General features: G+C 61.1%; 10 protein-coding genes. 4 read left to right on the top strand and 6 right to left on the bottom strand.

All coding sequences use genetic code 11. The features are described 5' to 3' along the window. Positions 1 to 624: 624 nt before the first annotated feature. Positions 625 to 1,416 carry a sigma-70 family RNA polymerase sigma factor gene (locus A4R35_RS22295; RefSeq protein ID WP_112433391.1) on the top strand — a complete coding sequence of 264 codons (792 nt, stop codon included), beginning with the start codon at positions 625 to 627 and terminating at the stop codon, positions 1,414 to 1,416. Here A4R35_RS22295 and A4R35_RS22290 read toward each other — a convergent pair. The 4 genes from A4R35_RS22290 to A4R35_RS22275 all read right to left on the bottom strand — a co-directional run bounded on the left by A4R35_RS22290 (position 1,397) and on the right by A4R35_RS22275 (position 6,214). Further along, on the bottom strand, positions 1,397 to 1,672 hold the full coding sequence (locus A4R35_RS22290) for a MarR family transcriptional regulator (protein ID WP_189362189.1): 276 nt from the start codon (positions 1,670 to 1,672) through the stop codon (positions 1,397 to 1,399). The genes A4R35_RS22295 and A4R35_RS22290 overlap by 20 nt on opposite strands. Before the next feature lie 263 nt (positions 1,673 to 1,935). Continuing rightward, complete coding sequence (locus tag A4R35_RS22285; protein ID WP_112433387.1) at positions 1,936 to 4,860, bottom strand: sensor histidine kinase; 2,925 nt, start codon at positions 4,858 to 4,860, stop codon at positions 1,936 to 1,938. A 33-nt stretch (positions 4,861 to 4,893) separates the two neighbouring features. Beyond that, the gene (locus A4R35_RS22280; RefSeq protein ID WP_189362187.1) at positions 4,894 to 5,937 is read right to left on the bottom strand and encodes a polyprenyl synthetase family protein; all 1,044 of its coding nucleotides are present in this window, start codon (positions 5,935 to 5,937) and stop codon (positions 4,894 to 4,896) included. Positions 5,938 to 6,013: 76 nt separating this feature from the next. Next, positions 6,014 to 6,214: a hypothetical protein gene (locus tag A4R35_RS22275; RefSeq protein WP_112433383.1), complete on the bottom strand. Its 201-nt coding sequence runs from the start codon at positions 6,212 to 6,214 to the stop codon at positions 6,014 to 6,016. 317 nt (positions 6,215 to 6,531) lie between these two features. On the opposite strand from A4R35_RS22275, the gene A4R35_RS22270 reads away from it, so the two are divergent. The 3 genes from A4R35_RS22270 to A4R35_RS22260 all read left to right on the top strand — a co-directional run bounded on the left by A4R35_RS22270 (position 6,532) and on the right by A4R35_RS22260 (position 11,486). After that, positions 6,532 to 7,542: a queuosine 5'-phosphate N-glycosylase/hydrolase gene (locus A4R35_RS22270; RefSeq protein ID WP_112433381.1), complete on the top strand. Its 1,011-nt coding sequence runs from the start codon at positions 6,532 to 6,534 to the stop codon at positions 7,540 to 7,542. A 51-nt stretch (positions 7,543 to 7,593) separates the two neighbouring features. Beyond that, positions 7,594 to 9,165 (top strand): UDP-N-acetylmuramoyl-L-alanyl-D-glutamate--2,6-diaminopimelate ligase, encoded by a 1,572-nt coding sequence (locus A4R35_RS22265; protein WP_112433379.1) that lies wholly within the window; start codon positions 7,594 to 7,596, stop codon positions 9,163 to 9,165. Positions 9,166 to 9,386: 221 nt separating this feature from the next. Beyond that, positions 9,387 to 11,486 carry an MraY family glycosyltransferase gene (locus A4R35_RS22260; protein WP_112433377.1) on the top strand — a complete coding sequence of 700 codons (2,100 nt, stop codon included), beginning with the start codon at positions 9,387 to 9,389 and terminating at the stop codon, positions 11,484 to 11,486. A 152-nt stretch (positions 11,487 to 11,638) separates the two neighbouring features. Here the strand turns inward: A4R35_RS22260 and A4R35_RS22255 are convergent, their stop codons facing one another. Together A4R35_RS22255 and obgE are read right to left on the bottom strand one after the other, a co-directional pair. Then, positions 11,639 to 15,622 (bottom strand): tetratricopeptide repeat protein, encoded by a 3,984-nt coding sequence (locus A4R35_RS22255; protein ID WP_112433375.1) that lies wholly within the window; start codon positions 15,620 to 15,622, stop codon positions 11,639 to 11,641. A gap of 415 nt (positions 15,623 to 16,037) precedes the next feature. Continuing rightward, positions 16,038 to 17,336 (bottom strand): GTPase ObgE, encoded by a 1,299-nt coding sequence (obgE, locus tag A4R35_RS22250; protein WP_112433373.1) that lies wholly within the window; start codon positions 17,334 to 17,336, stop codon positions 16,038 to 16,040. Between the last annotated feature and the right edge of the window lie 15 nt (positions 17,337 to 17,351).

The raw sequence follows: 17,351 nt of genomic DNA, 5'->3' as shown, positions 1-17,351 counted from the left end.
TTGCAACCAGCAGCTACCTGGTTGACCAGTCTCTTCTTTTCTGGTATGTTGTCCCCAGGAAGCCGAGAAAAATGCTGGGTTGAAGAGAGCGAGCTGGCTGCTATTGTAGCGTCCAGCCGCCGAACAAGGAAGAGCCAGGCAAAGCGGGTCCAGGCAAAGCGGGTCCAGGCAAAGCGGGTCAGAGAACGAAAAAGAGGACCTGAGCTGTGTATCGAGTAAAGAAACATCGGTAGCCCGCAGTCAGCCATGAGCCGACTCGCTCCCGCCATCTTGCTCGATCAGAAGGGACTAGTTTGAGCAGCGATCTATCAGCTATACTAGAAACAGCCTATTGTCTGGTGAGGTACCGCACACTGCGGTTCCGTGCAGGAGAATGTACGCGAAAGGCAGGTTTTGCTCGGAAAAGAGCCTCTGCAGAGCTGAGACCACAATGAATACAGTCACCGATGATACGCCCTACCGCTGCACGGAGCAGCCTCCTAGACTCCCAGGAGACAGCCACAGCAGCGATCGGCCCGGCTGGTACGGACTGATCCTGCCCCTGTCCCTATTGCAGACTCCATCGCAGCCGCGAGACAACGCAACAGTGGTCGTCCGGTTGAGAGAGGATAGAGGGAGATTTGCATGTCTGAACAGCCTATCACTTCTGTCAATACTCCAGTGACTACCGGAAGCGATGCAGCTGGGAAGAGGCCAGCCCTCCCGCGAGAGGACTTCACGGCAGGGGTCCTGGCCCAGCTTGACAGCCTCTATCGCACGGCGCTACGGATGACCAACAATCCCCAGGAGGCCGAGGATCTGGTACAGGAGACCATGCTTAAAGCTTTTCGCTTTGCTCACACCTACCATCCCGGCACCAACCTGCGGGCCTGGCTGTTTCGCATTTTGAACACCACGGCCATCAACCACTACCGCCGCCAGTCAACCCATCCGGCGACCACCTCGCTGCCCGAGGGAGAAGAGTTTTACCTGTACAATCGTATCAAGGATCTGGCTGGCAACGAAGTCACTGCCGGGGCTGAGGAGGAGGTACTTCAGCGCTATCTTGATGAGGACGTCTACAATGCGCTGATGGAGCTGCCGCCTAATTTCCGAATGCCGGTCATTCTGGCAGACATCGAGGGACTCTCTTACAAGGAGATCGCCGAGGCGCTGCAGATCCCTATCGGTACGGTCATGAGCCGCATCTCACGGGCACGTCGCCAGCTGCAGAAATCGCTCTGGCGCTATGCCCAGGAGCGCGGCTATCTCAAAGCGGCCAGGACACCCAACGCTGCTGAGGATAACGGCACCTCGACCAGAGCCAGCCGCGCCAACGCTGCGGACGCAGCAGCGGCAGCGTCCGACCCAGCGTCAGCTCCTCAGTCAAGTCCAGAGTCAGCCCAAGCAGACCAGGCTACGGATTCTCATCCGTAGCCTCCGCCTGCAATAACGCGAGCGCCGCGCGAGTAACCGTGATGTCTGCGCAGCGCCGGTCGAGAGCATTCAAGGTGCGCGTGATCAGGCCCTTGCGCTCCAGACGGGCCAGGACTTTGGTAGCCGCTGCCGAACTGACCCCCAGTAGGGCAGCTACCTCGCCTACTGACCAGTGATCTCGCTGAGCCAGATAGGTCAGCACCTCTCGCTGACGCGCGGTGATGGTGCTAGCAGCTGCTCGCCGTAGTGCGTTCATGAGGATAGCGCTCCCTCTACGAGTAGAAGCAAGACTCCACGTCAGGGCAACAGGCGAGTGGGGAATACCCACAAGCTCTTTCCTCATAAGAGACGCTGCGGCGGAGCTATTCAGGTACAGCTTGTAGTTAGCACGCTGCCCCTCTCTCCCGCTCAACCCGGTCGCTGCCCCCGCTGCTGCCTGCTCTGTTGTTCCCTGGCCGCCGGCCGCGCCGGCCTCTTGACCCGAGCCAGCTTTCCCTTCGCTCAGTGCAGCGTGGCAGTTCAACAGGCCATCTCGCGACGTACGCTGCGCGGTGCCTCACGCCTGGGCCGAGGCGCAGTGACATGCTGCAGAGTGAAAGAAAAGGTACTCCCCTCGCCCGGCACACCGCTACTCTCCACCCAAATTCGCCCGCCCATCGCCTGCACGAGCTGTTCGCTGATGTAGAGTCCCAGCCCGGCGCCGCGCACTGGACTATTCATATCGCGATCAAGGCGCACAAAACGCTCAAAAAGATGCTTCTGCGCCTCGCGCGGTACCCCCAGCCCATAGTCGCGCACCGAAATAGTTACCCAGCGCTCTTCGATCCGACAAAAGACATCGACATCTGTGCCGGGTGGAGAATACTTGAGGGCATTACTGAGCAGATTGAGGAGGACCTGGCGCAGGCGCAGCTCATCGGCCAGCACATAGATCCCTACTGGCACATGGACACGCAAGGAATGCCGCTCACGCGTGCTGAGGGCATCCAGAATATCAACGACATGCTGGACAGACTTGCGCAGCTCGACGGCCTCTAGCTTCAGGCGCTCCGCATCCATATGCACGCGGCTCGCATCCATAATGTTGCTGACCAACAGCACCAGTTCATCGCAGCCACGATGAGCACGGGCGATGAAGTCCTCTCGCACCTCTGGCGAAAGATGCATATGATACTCTTTCAGCAATTCGATATAACCGAGCACAGCCGTCAGAGGAGTGCGCAGCTCATGGGAGGCCGTCATAATGAACTGGTCCTTGAGGCGATCGAGTTCCTTCTGCTGCTCATAAGCAGCGCGCAGCTCCAAAGTGATTTTGGCATTTTCCAGCATTGTCGCGCATTGCGAAGAGAACATCTCCAGCATATGTTTCTCCTCGCAAGAGAAGACATGAGCGCGGGCATAGGTCAGGACCAGAACACCGAGACGGTGATGAGCGCGTCTGAGAGGGAGCCAGGCGAAAGGGAAGGAGGGCGTTTGAGGCAGGCAGGGAGGAATATGAGGAGAGAGCGCGTGGTCGCGGGCTGGCTCTGGTCCCATATCGCTCCCCTCATAGAACCAGGGGCGCCAGTCATCCTCTTGAAGCGAGCTAAGCTGCTGGGCGGCTGAGAGCGGTGGCCCCCCGGGCAGGTAGGCGACGCGGCGCAGACAGGCCCCCTGCTCATCGTAGAGCCAGACCTCAGCCCCCGCCGAGCCAGCGCGCGCGGCCACTTCTGCATAGTTGACTGCCACATCCTCGATTGTTTCGATGGCACTCACTGGCAAGGCATTGACACTATAGAGCGCATTGAGCATAGCTGCATGGCGGCTGGCGCGCGCCGAGAGGCGGGCTGTCTCCAACAGAGGCGTAAAGCGAGCCAGCATCAGCTCAATGGCTTCGAAATCGGGGCCGGCATAGGGCTGATGATCGCCGCGCTCGCCCAGCACCAGGACCCCGATCAGGCGCCCCTGGGCCCGCACAGGGGCCAGCAAGGGGTCCAGCTCCTGATCAGCAACAGTGACTTGAAGGTAGCGCCCCAGACCAATGGGACTACGTCCAAAGGACTGCTGCAGCTCGCTGAGACGCAGCGGGAAGCGAGCTTGAGTCAAGCGCTCAACCAGCGGCGGAGTCAGGGTCAGCCAGCCATCATCGCCGAGGGCCTCCTCCGGCTCCATTGGCAACAGCCAGCGCAGCAGGCGCAGGCGCGCCTCATCGCCCGGCTCGGCGTAGGAAAGGGCTGGGCAGAGGCGATAGTAGCCGCTCTCATCATCGAGCACAAAGAGACAGACCTCACGGGTCTCAAAGACATTGACCACCGCCGCGCTCATCAACTGCGCCACCTCATCGAGGGTCGCACCTTCGCTCTCCAACGGGTGAGGGGTCTCCAGCAAGCGTCGATAATGGCACAACTCGCTAAAGAAGAGCCGCTCCGTCAGGATACGGGCCAGCCACCAGACAAGCGGCGCCAGGACGGCCATCAGCGCCACCGTCAACAGCGTGCGCGCCGGCAGATCCGGCAGGGGAAGAATCAAAGCCAAAACCGCCACCGCATAGGCCAGCATCACCAGGCAGACCAGGCCCACAATCCAGGCCACGACGCGGCGAATATAGCGATCCAGCACCAGGATCTGATAGCGTAAGATCGAATAGCCCAGTAGCGGCGGCAGGAGAGCCAGGGGAAGGGTGCTAAAGCGAGGATCGACACGGAGGGGGATATGCAACCACCAGGGCAGAACATTCAGGAGCAGAAAGGGAGCAAAAGCCAGGATCACAGCCCCCATAAAGAGACGGCGCTGCTGCTGCTCACGCAGGGTGGCCGTGCGTCGATAGAGATTGGCGATCGAGGTCAGAATGCCGGTCAGGGTCAAGAGGTAGTAAGTGTAGTCAACAAAATTGAGCCAGGCCAGGCGTGGACTGGTCCCCCAATCATAGAAAGCCAGATGGCAGGTGACGAGCAAGCTCAAGAGGACCACCAGACCAAGATAGGCAGGAGCCAGCAACGAGAGCAAAAGCAAACGTAACAGACGCCCGAAGGAGCGACAGGCCTGGACAGAGGAGGCCGCCAAAGGCGGAGGAGCCAGCATATTCTGTGGGAAGAGGAGAAGCAGAGTAGTGAAGAGGAGCAGCGAGAGGGCACTGCTGACTCCTCCCATGACCGAGAGCAGCAGATCACCCGCGGCAGCGCCGGTTTGCACCAGGAAAGTCACCATCATGCAGGCGCAGAAGCAGAGCAAGAGCAACGCCACCCCACGGCGATAAGCATAGAGCCAGACCAGGGTCCCAACCGCTAGAAAGAGGAGGGCAGCAAGAGCTGAGACACCGAACTGGAGCAAAGCGTACGGTAGATAGACACTGTGCGGGAAAAAGACCCAGGCGTCACTCCCCAGGAGCACAACATAGGCTAGAGCCAGCACCAAAATCGCCACCAGACGCCCGACCCTCGGAAACGAGCGCGTCGTCCTCGTCATACACTCCCTCTTGAACACCTGAGATCCTCTCAATCATAATCCGAGCAGTTGATGCAATTCGGGCGGAAGAGGCTGGCACGCCTCAATAGCCTGCAGGCAGAGGCGAGCGCGTTCGCGATAGAGCAGGCAGATGCTCCAGGCGGCAGTGATCGCCTCTGCAAGGCGAGCGGAGAGAGCGCTACCTACAGGAGCACCGTGCTGCAAGGCGAACAGCTCTTCGGGAGAGCAGCCGGTGGAGGCAGCAAGCACCAGCGGGAGCGTCTTTTTCCCGCGACGGAGATCGGACTTTGGCTGGGAGAGCGCCGGGGGGGGCGCCAGCGAGGCATGCAGATCGTGACAATCGTTGTCGAGCTGGCCGGCGATTCCCAGCAGCTCTCCCAGATGGGAGAACAGTTCGCAGAGGGGAGGAGAGGCGCCAGCAACCAGGGCCCCGAGACGGCAGGCCAGGCGCATGAGAGAGCCGGCCTTCGCCGCGGCCAGCGCCAGACAGTCCTCACGACCATAAGCGCTGAGCGGCTGCGCCTCAGCGAGCAGGTCGCGCTGCTGACCAGCAAGGCAGGCCAGGCTCGCCGCCTGCAGCTCTCCCAAGAGCGCCAGCGGCTCGGCGGCGGGTGCCCTAGCCCCAGGAGCGACCGTCAGAATGGCTTGCTGAGCCAGGGCCAACAAGGCGGCAGCCGCATTGATGGCACGTGCCTCGCCCACAGACTGCAGCAACGGTGTCTGATCATCATCGACCAGATCGTCAAAGATATCAATGGCGCAGACCAAACACTCCACCGCCAAAGCAGCCCCAGCGGCATAATCCAGGGCGACGGCAGGACCCAGAGAACGCGCAATCAAGAAAGTCAGCAAGGGCCACCTGCCCGCCAGCGGCTCGCTCAGTCTCCCCACCTGAGCTTCAGCGCTTGACGCCGCCCGCCAGGCGAGCAGCTTACCCTCCTGACGCAGAGCCAGAGCTACATCCTCGCGCAACGGCGCAGGTACCTCAGCCAGCAGACGCTCCAGGCGCCCGCCGAGGAAAGCCCGCGCCTCCCCAAAGACCTCTTCCCTGGCCCTCGCCTCCCCGTCTGCGCTCATGTTGCCCGACTCACCTCGCTCCCTCACAGCTCTCCCCGCCTCCCTCCACATCCTCCTCCCGTCACTCGCTCACCCATCACGGATGCCACCACCACATGGGAGGACCCAGCGACGTCCCAAGAGCAAGATGCGGGATCAGCTTCTTGAGCACATCCAGCACCAGAGGCTCCATACGCTCGGAGGCGGCAACGCTCTCCAGATCGTTGAAACACGCCTGGCGGAAACTTTCATCGTGATAGAGGCGATGGACGAGCTTACATAGCTGCTGTTCTTCCACAGTACACTCCTTCCCTCTCTTCACTCTAGAGAGACTTCCCATGAGAGCATGCCTTTGCATGCTCTGGGTGAGAGCATACCACATATCTAAAAGAAATGCAAGAGCATAGAATATATATATTTAGATGTATCTATTAACTGGGCGAGGAGGGAGGGCAGGCGCGAAGCGGCAGTATAAGGTCCCAACGCAATTGACGAACGGGGGCCTTGCCGCTAGAATCGGGAAGAGATCGCACCCAGAATCTGACGCTTGAGCGAGGGCCCCACAACCCGAAGCGAAAGAAGATGCACAGTTGGAACCAAAGCGGGGACCAAGCAATGCTCCCGGCTGTCGAGATAGACCCACTAGGGGTGCTCAGCAGCACCCGCGGCGTGGTAGAGGAAGGTGAGCATGTCTGGATGAACAGCGAGCAGATCCAGGCTCTGAGCGAGCGTTGGCCGGAGCTGATCGGCCCGGCAGGAGTCAGCGCCTCCGGGCTGGCAGCCGGCTATGACCGCTACCATTTCTTCGACGGTAGCGAGCGCAGCGTTAACTGGATTCTCTTGCTTGATGCGCTCAACTTCTGCTTCTGGCCCGAGAAAGATCAGCCGCGCTGGGGTATCACCTACCAGGGGGAGCTCCTCAACGGCTACTGGGCAGAGGCCGCCGCCCTGACACGCGCGGTAGAAGAGGGTCGACCCATATGGGATGCCGCTTACTTACGTGATATGAGCCGTGAGGAGCTGGCTCTGATCTTCCGCAGCGAGCAGGAGCAGCAGATCCCCCTTTTTGAGGAGCGCCTGACCCACGTTCACGAAGTCGGGCGCGTTCTTTTGGAGCGCTTCGATGGGCAATTCTCTCAGGCTGTTGCTCAGGCTGCGGGCAGTGCTGTGCGTCTGGTGCAGCTGCTCGTCGAGGCTTTCCCATCCTTCCGCGATGTAGCCCGCTATCGTCAGCGCGAGGTGCGCTTCTTTAAGCGTGCCCAGATCTGCGTCGCCGATCTTCATGCGCTCTTCCGCGGCCAGAACTGGGGCGCCTTCTACGATCTCGACCAGCTGACGATCTTCGCTGACTACAAGCTCCCCCAGGTGCTGCGCCATTTCGGGGTGCTGGAGTATCATCCCACCCTGGCCAAGCGGATCGACCAGCAGGAGCCTCTCCCTGCCGGTAGCGAGGAAGAGATCGAAATCCGGGCCGCCACGGTCTGGGCCTGCGAGCTGCTTCGCCAGGCATTGGCCGCCCGCGGTCTGCCCATGAAGGCGATCGAGATCGATCAGCAGCTCTGGCTGCTCAGTCAGCGCATACCCGATATGCGACCTTATCACCGGACTCGTACTATCTATTACTAGAAGAACCGTTAATTACAGGTCTACACAGAGTCTGTTTATCCCTGGAGTAAGATGATTCTGAAGACGCTGTTGGCCGCCTTGCCATCGCCACCGCGGGCTATCTACCCCGGTGGCTCTCTAGCTGAGACGGCTGCCGTGGAGCAGCTGACCATCTCTCAGCTGGCCTATGACTCGCGCCGCGTTGAGCCAGGCACGCTCTTTATTGCTGTGCCCGGTGTCCATACCGATGGCCGCCGCTTTCTGGCCGAGGCCGCCGCTCGCGGTGCGGTGGCCGCCCTCGGCGAGTCTCTGGAGGGCTTCGCTCCCTCTCCTCTGCCTTTGCCCTATATCGAGGTCGCCGAGGTGCGCAGCGCTCTCGCCGATTTGGCCGCCGCCTTCTATGGTTATCCGGCTCGCCAGCTCTGGACCATCGGCGTCACTGGCACCGATGGCAAGACAACAACCTGTAATCTCATCTGTACAATTCTGGAGACCGCCGGCCTGGCCACCGGCTTGATGACGACGGCCAATTTTAAAATCAAGGGAGAAGAGTGGGAGAATACCACTCGCCAGAGTACGCTGGAGGCCCTGGAGATTCAGGCTCTGCTCCGACGCATGCTCGATGCCGGCGTCACCCACGCTGTGATCGAGGCTACCTCCCATGGGCTGGAGCTGGCTCGCGTACGCGGCTGCGAGTTCGATGTGGGCGTGGTGACCAATATTACTTCGGAGCATCTGGATTTCCACGGCACTGTCGAGAACTATCGCCGGGCCAAGGCGCGCCTCTTCGAGATGCTCGATCCAGATCGCCGGAAGGCGCTGCCAACCCGCCCGGCAGCAGTGCTCAACCGCGACGATAGTAGCTTTGCTTTCTTGCGGCCCTTCTGCCGCGCCCCAATCCTGGACTACGGCATCGATACGCCCGCTAGTTTCCAGGCGACGGAGTTGGAGCTGGGGGCTGCCGGTACACGCTTTGCTGTGCTCTTTCCACATGAGTCCCAGCCTGTTCCTATGGCAACGCGTCTGATAGGCCGCTTTAATGTGAGCAATTGCCTGGCCGCTATCGCGGTGACCTACCATCTGGGGCTGAGCCCGACGCAGATCGCCGAGGGCCTGGCCCGCGCTCGTAGCGTGAACGGACGCATGGAGCATATCACCGCTGGCCAGCCCTTCTCTGTGATCGTGGACTACGCCCATACGCCCGATAGCCTGCAGAAGGTCTTGACAACGCTCCGCCCCCTGACTCCAGGCCGCTTGCTGCTGGTCTTCGGCTCCGCCGGCGAGCGCGATGTCCAAAAGCGCCCAGCGATGGGCACCGTGGCCGCCCAAATGACAGATTTCTTCGTTATTACTGATGAAGATCCACGGGAAGAAGATCGCCTGAAAATCCTGCGAGAGATCGCCGAAGGAGCAATAGCTGCAGGAAAGCAGGAGGGCCGCGATTTTCTGTGTATCGCCGACCGCCGCATGGCGATCGCCACAGCGCTGGCCACCGCTCGCCCCGGCGATACGGTACTGCTGGCCGGTAAGGGCCATGAACAGAGCATTATCGTTGGCCGCGAGAAGTTGCCCTGGAATGAGCGCCAGGTGGCTCTCGAAGAGCTGCAACGGCTTGGCTATGACAGCAGTACCTCGACTCTCTAGGGGCTTTTCGCCTTTTCCAGTCGCGAAGAGCGTTTGTGTTTGCTATCAATGGGCCAGTCCATTGAATATGGTATGTTTTTACTTTCTACTTCTTTTACCAGGTAGAGAGCTAATTACTGCAGAAAAATCATGCGGGTGGAGAGAGATCAGCAGGCCTCGCTTGAGCCAAGACTAGCCAGCATGGTGTCCGGGCCTCTTTTCGCCCCGGGGGAGTAAATCGTATGGGACTACCAGCTATTCCTGATGCCTATCTGGTGCCGGTTATTCTGATTTTGACGTTCGTGGTCTCGGCACTGCTCAGCCTGATTTTCTGCGGTATCGCCAGACTGCTCTTTCCAAAGTTCCGCAGCGGCGAGCATAAACCTGGCCACCACCGTTCCGACCTGCGCTCGGACCTGCCCGCCAGCGGACGCGAGATTAAAACTATTGAGCTGCCTCTGGTCGGCGGGCCTTCGTTTACACTGGCCATGTTGATCACGGGGCTGGTTGCTGGCTATCTGCTCTTCCATACTGGCGAGCAGTGGACGCTCCTGCTGATCGGCCTGGGCGCAACGCTCGGTTTTATGCTGATCGGCCTGGTCGATGACTGGCACAAGGTCTATAGCAAGGAGGGCCTGTCGGAACGCGCGAAGTTCAGTAGCTTGTTTGTGCTGTCGGTGGCCGCCGGCGCATGCTATTTCTTTCTGACGCCAAAGGGGCCTGAGTCCTACAGTCCGTATATTGGACTCCCTATCATCGGCCATTTGATCTGTCCAAACGCCAGCCCCGAGATGAGCGCCTGCCCTCTGCATCCAGGCGAGCTGGCTTACTATGCCTGGCTGGTGTTTCTGGTACTGATGACGGGCGTGACTGGCAGTGTGACCTCGCTGGCGGTGGATTTTAGCGATGGACTCGATGGGCTGGCCGGCGGCCTGGTCTTCAGTGCAGCGCTGGCCTTTGGCATCGTCACCACGGGTATTATTGACCGTCCCGAGGGCCAGGTGGTCGAGGTGCTTTCGCTGCTCTGCGCCGGCAGTACACTCGGCTATCTTCCCTGGAACTGGCCGTCAGCCTGGGCCGCGCGCGGACGGCGTAGCAGCGCTAAACGCCTGGCTCAGATCTATATGGGCGATAGTGGAGCGCTGGCTCTGGGCGGCTTACTGGCGATGATCGCCATTTTCGATCGTCAGGAGACACTGCTCTTCCTGGTGGGCGCCGCTTTCGTTCTGGAGGGCCTGTCAGCTCTTTCGGCACGTCTGATTACGCGCTTTTACCGCCGACAGCTGCATATACTGCGCTTCGCGAGTACACGCGAGTTCATTCCCCATACAGAGTTCCCCCGGCCTTTCCTGGCGACTCCGCTGCACCACCATTTCGATCTGCTGGGCTGGGACCGGCGCCGCCTGGTCTATGGGGCCTGGGCCTTGGGCGCTTGCTTTGCAGTCCTCGGGGTGATGGTTGGTCTAGCCCCCGAAACCTGGCAGCGCTATCTGGGCCGTATTCTGGTCCTGCTCCTGGCCTGGATCGTCTGGTCCAGTGGCTCGTGGACCCGGCGCTACTTTGTTGGGAAGCACCCCCCCGAGCGTTCGCGCCGCCGACGTCTGGCGCTCTACTATGGCTTCCCCTATCGCATTATGGGTATTCCGCTCTATCACCTGGTGGAGGTGATCGAGGCCAGTGAGGATGTCATCGAGACACCGGCTGAGGAGTTGGCGCTCTGGCAACGAATGACCATCTTCGATGCTCGGGCTATGCTTGGTCTCTATTGCTACCGCGCCGGCTATTATCCAGCGGCCCTGGCGCAATGGACCAGGATTCCAGCTGGCAACCGGGCCTTGCGCCCAGCTATTGCTCGCCTGCTGGAGGAGCTGGATAGTCGCCTGGCCCTGGAGAAGCAGGAGACGCAGCCGATTAAGCGGGAGGAGCTGCTCAGACATCAGGAGCCACCGCTGATTACGGGGAATCTTGGCCCGGCGGATGTCCCCAATCCACACGAGCCGGTGAGTGGGACGGAGGCGGAGGCAGTGCAGGAGTCCTGGCCTTTGCCAGTGACCAAGACCGTTGAGGAGACCGCGGAGCGCCAGTCGACCTCGGGTGGTGACAGGCTGCCGCCGGAGGCACTCCCGCGCGACACTCGCCTGGAAGCCTCTCACAATGGCCACAGTGCACCAGATGCACGACACCTGGCCGCGACGACAGGCATGGGAGAGCGGGAACCGACGTCGACAGGGAGCAGCCAGGCTGCGCGAACACGGGGACGCTCGCACTCTCCCTTGAGCTGGCTACAGCGTTTCTTGCACCGCGGCACACGCTCCAGTCATCCTTCGCAGCAACAGCTCTAGCAGAACCAGACTGAAGCAGTCTGGTTCTGCCGTGCTCATTCAGGCTGGCTCTACCCATCGCCGAGGAATGGCGCCCCAGGCCCAGGCTCTTGCTGGATCTCGGCGATGGGCTGTTCGAGCGCACTTGATGGGCTGGTTCTGTCTTCTTTTGCTCAGGAGGCCTCCGAGGCGGCGTCAGTTCGCTCTTCGAGGGCGATCAAGGTTGCTGTGGCTGTACCAGTCAGCGCTTCTGTCTGATCTCCGTCCTCAGAGAGGAGGCTTTCAAGGCGCTGCTGAAGGGCACGCCGGGCCGGATGCTCAAGGCGCTGATCCAGCAGCAGGGCCTGAGCCCAGTGTTTCTGCGCCTGGGCGCGCTGATCCTGAGCCCAGGCCAGCTCACCCAGTCCCACGTGAATAGCGCTGATTTCCAGCGAGGTTCCTAGCTCGGTCGCCAGTGCCAGCGCCTCCTCGTAGCGGGCTCGGGCCTCGCTGAAAGCCCTTAACAAGCGCGCCGTATCGCCCAGACCACGCAATGCCTGGGCTGTGAGCGGACGCGCCTCTTGTTCCTGAGCCAGGGAGAGGGCTTGCTCGAAATATTCGCCGGCTTCGTGAAGAGCGCCCTCAGCAAGGACCAGGCTACCCAGAGCGGTGAGAACCTGCGCCTGGTCAACGCGATTGCCCAGGCTGGTGAAGATGGTCAGCGCTTTCTCGTAAAAGCTGCGAGCCGCTCCCCAATCGCCGAGGGCCCGGTGTACTTCCCCCCGGACGCAGAGGGCCAATCCTTCCCCCGGACGCATACTTTGCTCCTGGAAGATCTCCAGGGCCAGTGCGCTGGCTTGCTCGGCTTCATCGAGACGCGCATGCTCCAGAGCGAGCTGGGCCTGCTGCACCAGCGTCCAGGCGCTCCCTGTCCGCAGTCCCAAAGAGGCAAAGAGGCGTTGTGCTTCTTCGCAGGCAGTCAGAGCCTCGCTATAGTTGGCGAGGGCCAGCCAGATGCGACTGCACTCCAGCGAGGCCCAGGCAACTCCCTCCTGGTCGCCATTGATCTTCAACTCTGTCAGGGCCAGGCGAGAGCGGGAAAGGGCTTCCCGGTAGCGACCGGAGCGGCGCAGGATTACGCCTTGAACCAGGGAGGCCCAGGCCCGCCCTCTAGGATTGCCTCCTTGCTCGAAGCTCGCCAGCGCTTGCTCTGCATAGTCGGCTGCCTGGCTAAGGTTGCCTTCGTCGCAGGCCAGCATGGCCAGCTCGTAGAAGGACCAGGCAGCCTCTTCCTGCTGATTTTGCTCCTGATACAGCTGCAGACTGCGCTTCAGACAGGCCACGGCTTCAGTATAGTTGCCGAGCTGACGGAGAATAGCTCCCAGGCAACACTGAATCTGGCCCTCGCCCGCTTTATCTTCGAGGCGCACGGCATAGGAGCCTGCGCGACGCAGGATCGCCAGCAACTGGAAAGCGTAGCCGCGCCCACACAAGGCCCAGGAGGCCCGCACTGCTGTGCGTACCGCTTCTCCCAGCTCCTCAGCCCCTACCAGGTGCTCAAAGGCGGCAAACCATTCCTCGGGACTGAGATGGGGCAACCCCAGGTAATAGGCGGCCACCACCCGATGCACGCGGCGGCGTTCCTCGGCTGGCAGGTAGGAGAGGGCAAAGTTGCGTACCTGCGGGTGAATGCTGTAAACACGTCCATCGAAACCCATAAATGAGGCGCGCACCAACTCATCGCGAGCCGATCGCCAGTTGGCGGCCAGCTCCCCGGGAACGATAGTGCCGGGGCTGCAAGTCTCTCCTTCGGCCACATCCCTCCCTTGCTCGGCCAACGACTCGGCAGGCGGGACCTGGGGGGCCGAGGAGGGATTGTCGGCTCTCTCTGAGCTATGGGGAGCCACCAGCATGATGATCTGATTGGTGCTGAAGGGGAGGCGAAAGGCCGAGAGATACGAGAGGAGCAGTCGCGCCGCAGGCGAGAGACGCAGATAGGCAACCTCCAGGGCGGCCCAGATTCCCGCCAGTGGTGTCTCACGCAGCTCATCACGGATCTCTTCGAGCGAGCGGGTGGCAGCTTCAGGCGTAAAGACTTTGCCGCCGATGGAGCGGGCTGCGCCGAAGATCAGCTCCGCCCCCAGAGGATAGCCATCCAGGAGCGTACAGATCTCGCGCAGAATCTCTTGTTGGACTGGATCGTCCAGATGAATGCGCTTGTCTAGACCGCTCTGGGCCGCCAGCTCGCTAAAGAGGCGGAGCAGATCCTGGTCAGTCATCTTGCCGATAGGATACTCATACCAGCGCCAGGCCGCCCCTTCCTGCAGACCAAGCGTGGCCGGATGAGAGCGCGAGGTCAAAAGTACCACAACCCGCTCAGGCAGCTCGCCAAGGAAGCGCAGCCAGAGCTTTGACTCAGTCGGATCGGTCACTTCCTCAAAGCCATCGATGAGCAGCAGGCAGGGCAGTTCACGATCAGTGCGCGCATGTAAGGCATTGAGCAGATGGCGCGCCCGCTGACGCAGATCTGGGGTCAACATCAAGCGATTGGCCAGACCGGGGAAGGCATGAGCCATTTCGACGACGGCCTCAGCGAAGGTCTTTCCTCCCTGCAGCGTAATGCCAATGAGACCCCCCGTGCCCGGGAATTTGTCGCGGTTACGCCGCGCCACTTCAAAAGCCAGGGCACTTTTGCCGATGCCGACCGGACCAGTCAGCACAATCTGACGCAGATTCGAACGCGGCTGCTGCCTGCGCAGACCGGAAAGCTCCTCCTCGGCCTGGACCGCTGCGGTAATAAGCTGCGTCAGATCTTTAATCTCGCGCTCGCGCCCTACAAAGCAGGTCGGGATGGGGAAGTTGGTCAGGGCTAGCTCATGCTCTTCAGTCTCTTCCTCCTGCGCCAGCAGAGGGACTGGCTCCTCACAGCCAGGGCTGGCATGCCGATAGAGGACGGGGATAAACCAGCCATTGTGGTGGGGAGAGAGCAACGCATGGCGGGCCCGGGAAAGGGCCTCCTCAAGGGTGCGCCCACTGGCCAGGGCCTCGTAGAAATGGTAGATAAAGACCGGGCTGAGGTTGTCCTGGAGCGAGAAGGGCATGGCCACAACCGCCGGGATCTGGGCCGTCACAAGGGCCGTGGCCAGCGAGCTGTCCAGGGCTACCTGCCGCTGACGGGAGTGCTCGCGTTCCAAACGCGCCGTTTCGCAGGCTGCCAACACTACCAGACGCACATCGCTGGTAACGAGCAGTTCACGCAGAGAGTGAGTATCGATGTAGCAGCGCTTCCCTTGCTCATCGCAGAAACAGAGGTAGGTCTGGGCGCTGACACGCGCCAGCGAGGCCCCGCAGGCGTGACAGCGTCGCTCGTCAGGCTCGTTGAAGGCTCCGCATTCTTCGCGTGGACAGACTCGCCCATAGTCGCCGTGGCCGTCAAAATGGACAACGTAGCAGGGAGTCTGCACTTCGCTATCGTCCAGGATGCCGGCGCCGCCATAGGCATTGAGATAACGCACCAGCTCGCTAAAGGTGCACGGCTCTAGACGGTCAAGAATCAATTGGCCACTCTCGACGAGACGCGCCAGACCACGGCGCAAGGCATCGTAGCTGCGTTCGGTCTCCAGCGGCTCGCCGTCAGGAGGGGCCGCCCCGATGTAGAGGATGCGCAAAGGTGGATGCACAGGCAGTTCGCAGCCTCCCGGCTCATCGGGACGCAGCAGGATGCGGGTCAGCGTAAAGACGCCAGTGGCCACCAGGAAATAGTCCCCGTTGTGCAACAGCTCCCAGGGATAAGGAATGAATTCATCGCAACCGGGGGTAAAGCTCAGCGTGAGCGCCACCGTACCACGACGGCGCAGGGTGCGCTGAATCACGGTGTGCAGCAGGCCGCCGACGGCTTCCGCCTGCTCACGAGCATAAGCGGGGCGAGCGCTCGCCCGCCCTGACGTACCAGGTTGCCTGCCACAGAGGGCCGCAAAGAGCCGTTCGCCAATTTCGCGTTGACCCTGACCATCAATCTCTTGACGATCGAGACGCTTGAGCAGCGTGGTGAGGGAGCGCGGAGTAAACGGGGGAATGAAGTCGCCATTGACACTCTTCCCGGACCAGCTATCTCGGACCTCCACGGAAAAGCCGCCCTCAGCGCGGGTGCGAAAGAGTATGTTTAGTGTCTCACCCATCTGTGCGGTCACTCTTCTCTTCCATAATGGCAGCGCGCTTTGCTACGCGGACTTTTTCGGAGAAAGACTTCAGCCATTATAAAAGTTCTCTGCTTCAATGTTAAAGTATAGCACAGAAAGCAGTATATGAGGGGCGAAATCGATTGCACCAGGGTTGCACCTGAGACGCCCTGTAGCAGGCACCAGCCCGCGCCTGGCAAGGATAGGCGCAGGTTGCGGCCACCCGTTTTCTCGCCTCTCGCTCATGCTCTTCAGGCCCCCACGCAGGGACAGGCCGGGGACAGTTTAGCCCCCACCTTTCGCCTGTCCCATCGCCATCCCGCAACACCTCACCATCCCTCAGCGTCAAGGCATCGGCGCCAGCCACACCTTGCAGCAGGCCGGGAGACCTGGTGCGTCCGGGCCTACGCGGCCACTATTCGCCCCACAGGAGTTCAACCTTGCCGAAGCGCACTACGTCGCCTACCTGTACGCCTGCCTCTTCTAGAGCGCGAGTCACTCCCATCTTCTCCAGGGTCACCTGCAGACGATCCATGCTTTCTCTGCTATCGAGACGCGTCATGCTGACCACCCGTTCGACTCGCTTGCCTCGCACAACGAAGACCCCGTTTTCTTTGCTGATGGTAAAGGCATCTTCGGGGATCGGTCGCAAGACAGGACCCTGCGCGGGAGGTTCAGCGGCCAGGGCCTGCCGCTGCTCCTCGCGCTTGATCTCTTCCAGGCGCCGAGCCACGGCTTGCATCAGCTCGGTCGTCCCCTGATGGGCCACCGCCGAGATAGCAAAGGCCGGGTAGCCGGCTTCTTCAAGTCGCCTCTTGAGGGCCGGCCAGCGATCTCGCGCCTGGGGCAGATCCATCTTATTGAGCACCACAATCTGCGGACGGCGCGCCAGCCGACGATCATAGCTCTCCAGTTCGCGATTAATGGCCAGAAAATTCTCCCAGGGATCGTTTTCAGCGGCGCCATCAAGCAGATGGATGAGCAGGCGCGTACGCTGGATATGGCGCAGGAACTCCAGCCCCAGGCCCGCCCCCTGGGCCGCCCCCTCGATCAGTCCCGGGATATCGGCCAGCACAAAGCTCAGCAGGTCAGCACTGCCAGCCTGACCCAGCTGGACTACACCCAGATTCGGCGTCAGGGTGGTAAAGGGATAGTCGGCGATTTTGGGCCGGGCCGCCGTCACAACTGAAAGCAGGGTCGACTTGCCCGCATTCGGGTAACCAACCAGCCCTACATCGGCGATCAACCGCAGCTCCAGCACAAGCCAACGCTCTTCACCCGGCTCGCCGTTCTGGGCCTCGCGCGGCGCCTGATTGGTCGGGGTGGCAAAATGAACGTTGCCCAGACCCCCACGCCCGCCACGCGCCACCATCACCCGCTGCCCATCCTCTACCAGGTCAGCCAGCAGCTCCCGGCTCTCAGCGTCCCTGACCAGTGTGCCACAGGGCACGATCAGCTCGATATCTTCACCACTGGCACCGTGCATACGCTGCCCCCTGCCAGGCTGCCCGTTGCCAGCCTTGAAATGCTGATGATAACGATATTCAATTAAGGTATTGACCGCCGCACTGGCCCGTAGATAGACGCTCCCTCCTCGCCCACCATCACCCCCGTCTGGTCCTCCGCGCGGCACATACTTCTCACGGCGAAAATGGATTGCTCCGCTGCCTCCATCCCCGGCTTTGACGAAGATCTTGACTTGATCGTAGAACATAGAGGTAATCCTGCC

Origin of the sequence: Thermogemmatispora tikiterensis (assembly GCF_003268475.1) — a bacterium.
Lineage (GTDB): Bacteria > Chloroflexota > Ktedonobacteria > Ktedonobacterales > Ktedonobacteraceae > Thermogemmatispora > Thermogemmatispora tikiterensis.
Note: the sequence above shows the minus strand (reverse complement) of the source record. Positions and strands in the feature narration are given on the sequence as shown.

What these genes read in the sequence shown, in the direction of transcription:
- A4R35_RS22295 (WP_112433391.1), top strand. Translation starts at nt 625, where the DNA reads ATGTCTGAACAGCCTATCACTTCTGTCAATACTCCAGTGACTACCGGA.
- A4R35_RS22290 (WP_189362189.1), bottom strand. Translation starts at nt 1,672, where the DNA reads ATGAACGCACTACGGCGAGCAGCTGCTAGCACCATCACCGCGCGTCAG.
- A4R35_RS22285 (WP_112433387.1), bottom strand. Translation starts at nt 4,860, where the DNA reads ATGACGAGGACGACGCGCTCGTTTCCGAGGGTCGGGCGTCTGGTGGCG.
- A4R35_RS22280 (WP_189362187.1), bottom strand. Translation starts at nt 5,937, where the DNA reads ATGAGCGCAGACGGGGAGGCGAGGGCCAGGGAAGAGGTCTTTGGGGAG.
- A4R35_RS22270 (WP_112433381.1), top strand. Translation starts at nt 6,532, where the DNA reads ATGCTCCCGGCTGTCGAGATAGACCCACTAGGGGTGCTCAGCAGCACC.
- A4R35_RS22265 (WP_112433379.1), top strand. Translation starts at nt 7,594, where the DNA reads ATGATTCTGAAGACGCTGTTGGCCGCCTTGCCATCGCCACCGCGGGCT.
- A4R35_RS22260 (WP_112433377.1), top strand. Translation starts at nt 9,387, where the DNA reads ATGGGACTACCAGCTATTCCTGATGCCTATCTGGTGCCGGTTATTCTG.
- A4R35_RS22255 (WP_112433375.1), bottom strand. Translation starts at nt 15,622, where the DNA reads ATGGGTGAGACACTAAACATACTCTTTCGCACCCGCGCTGAGGGCGGC.
- obgE (WP_112433373.1), bottom strand. Translation starts at nt 17,336, where the DNA reads ATGTTCTACGATCAAGTCAAGATCTTCGTCAAAGCCGGGGATGGAGGC.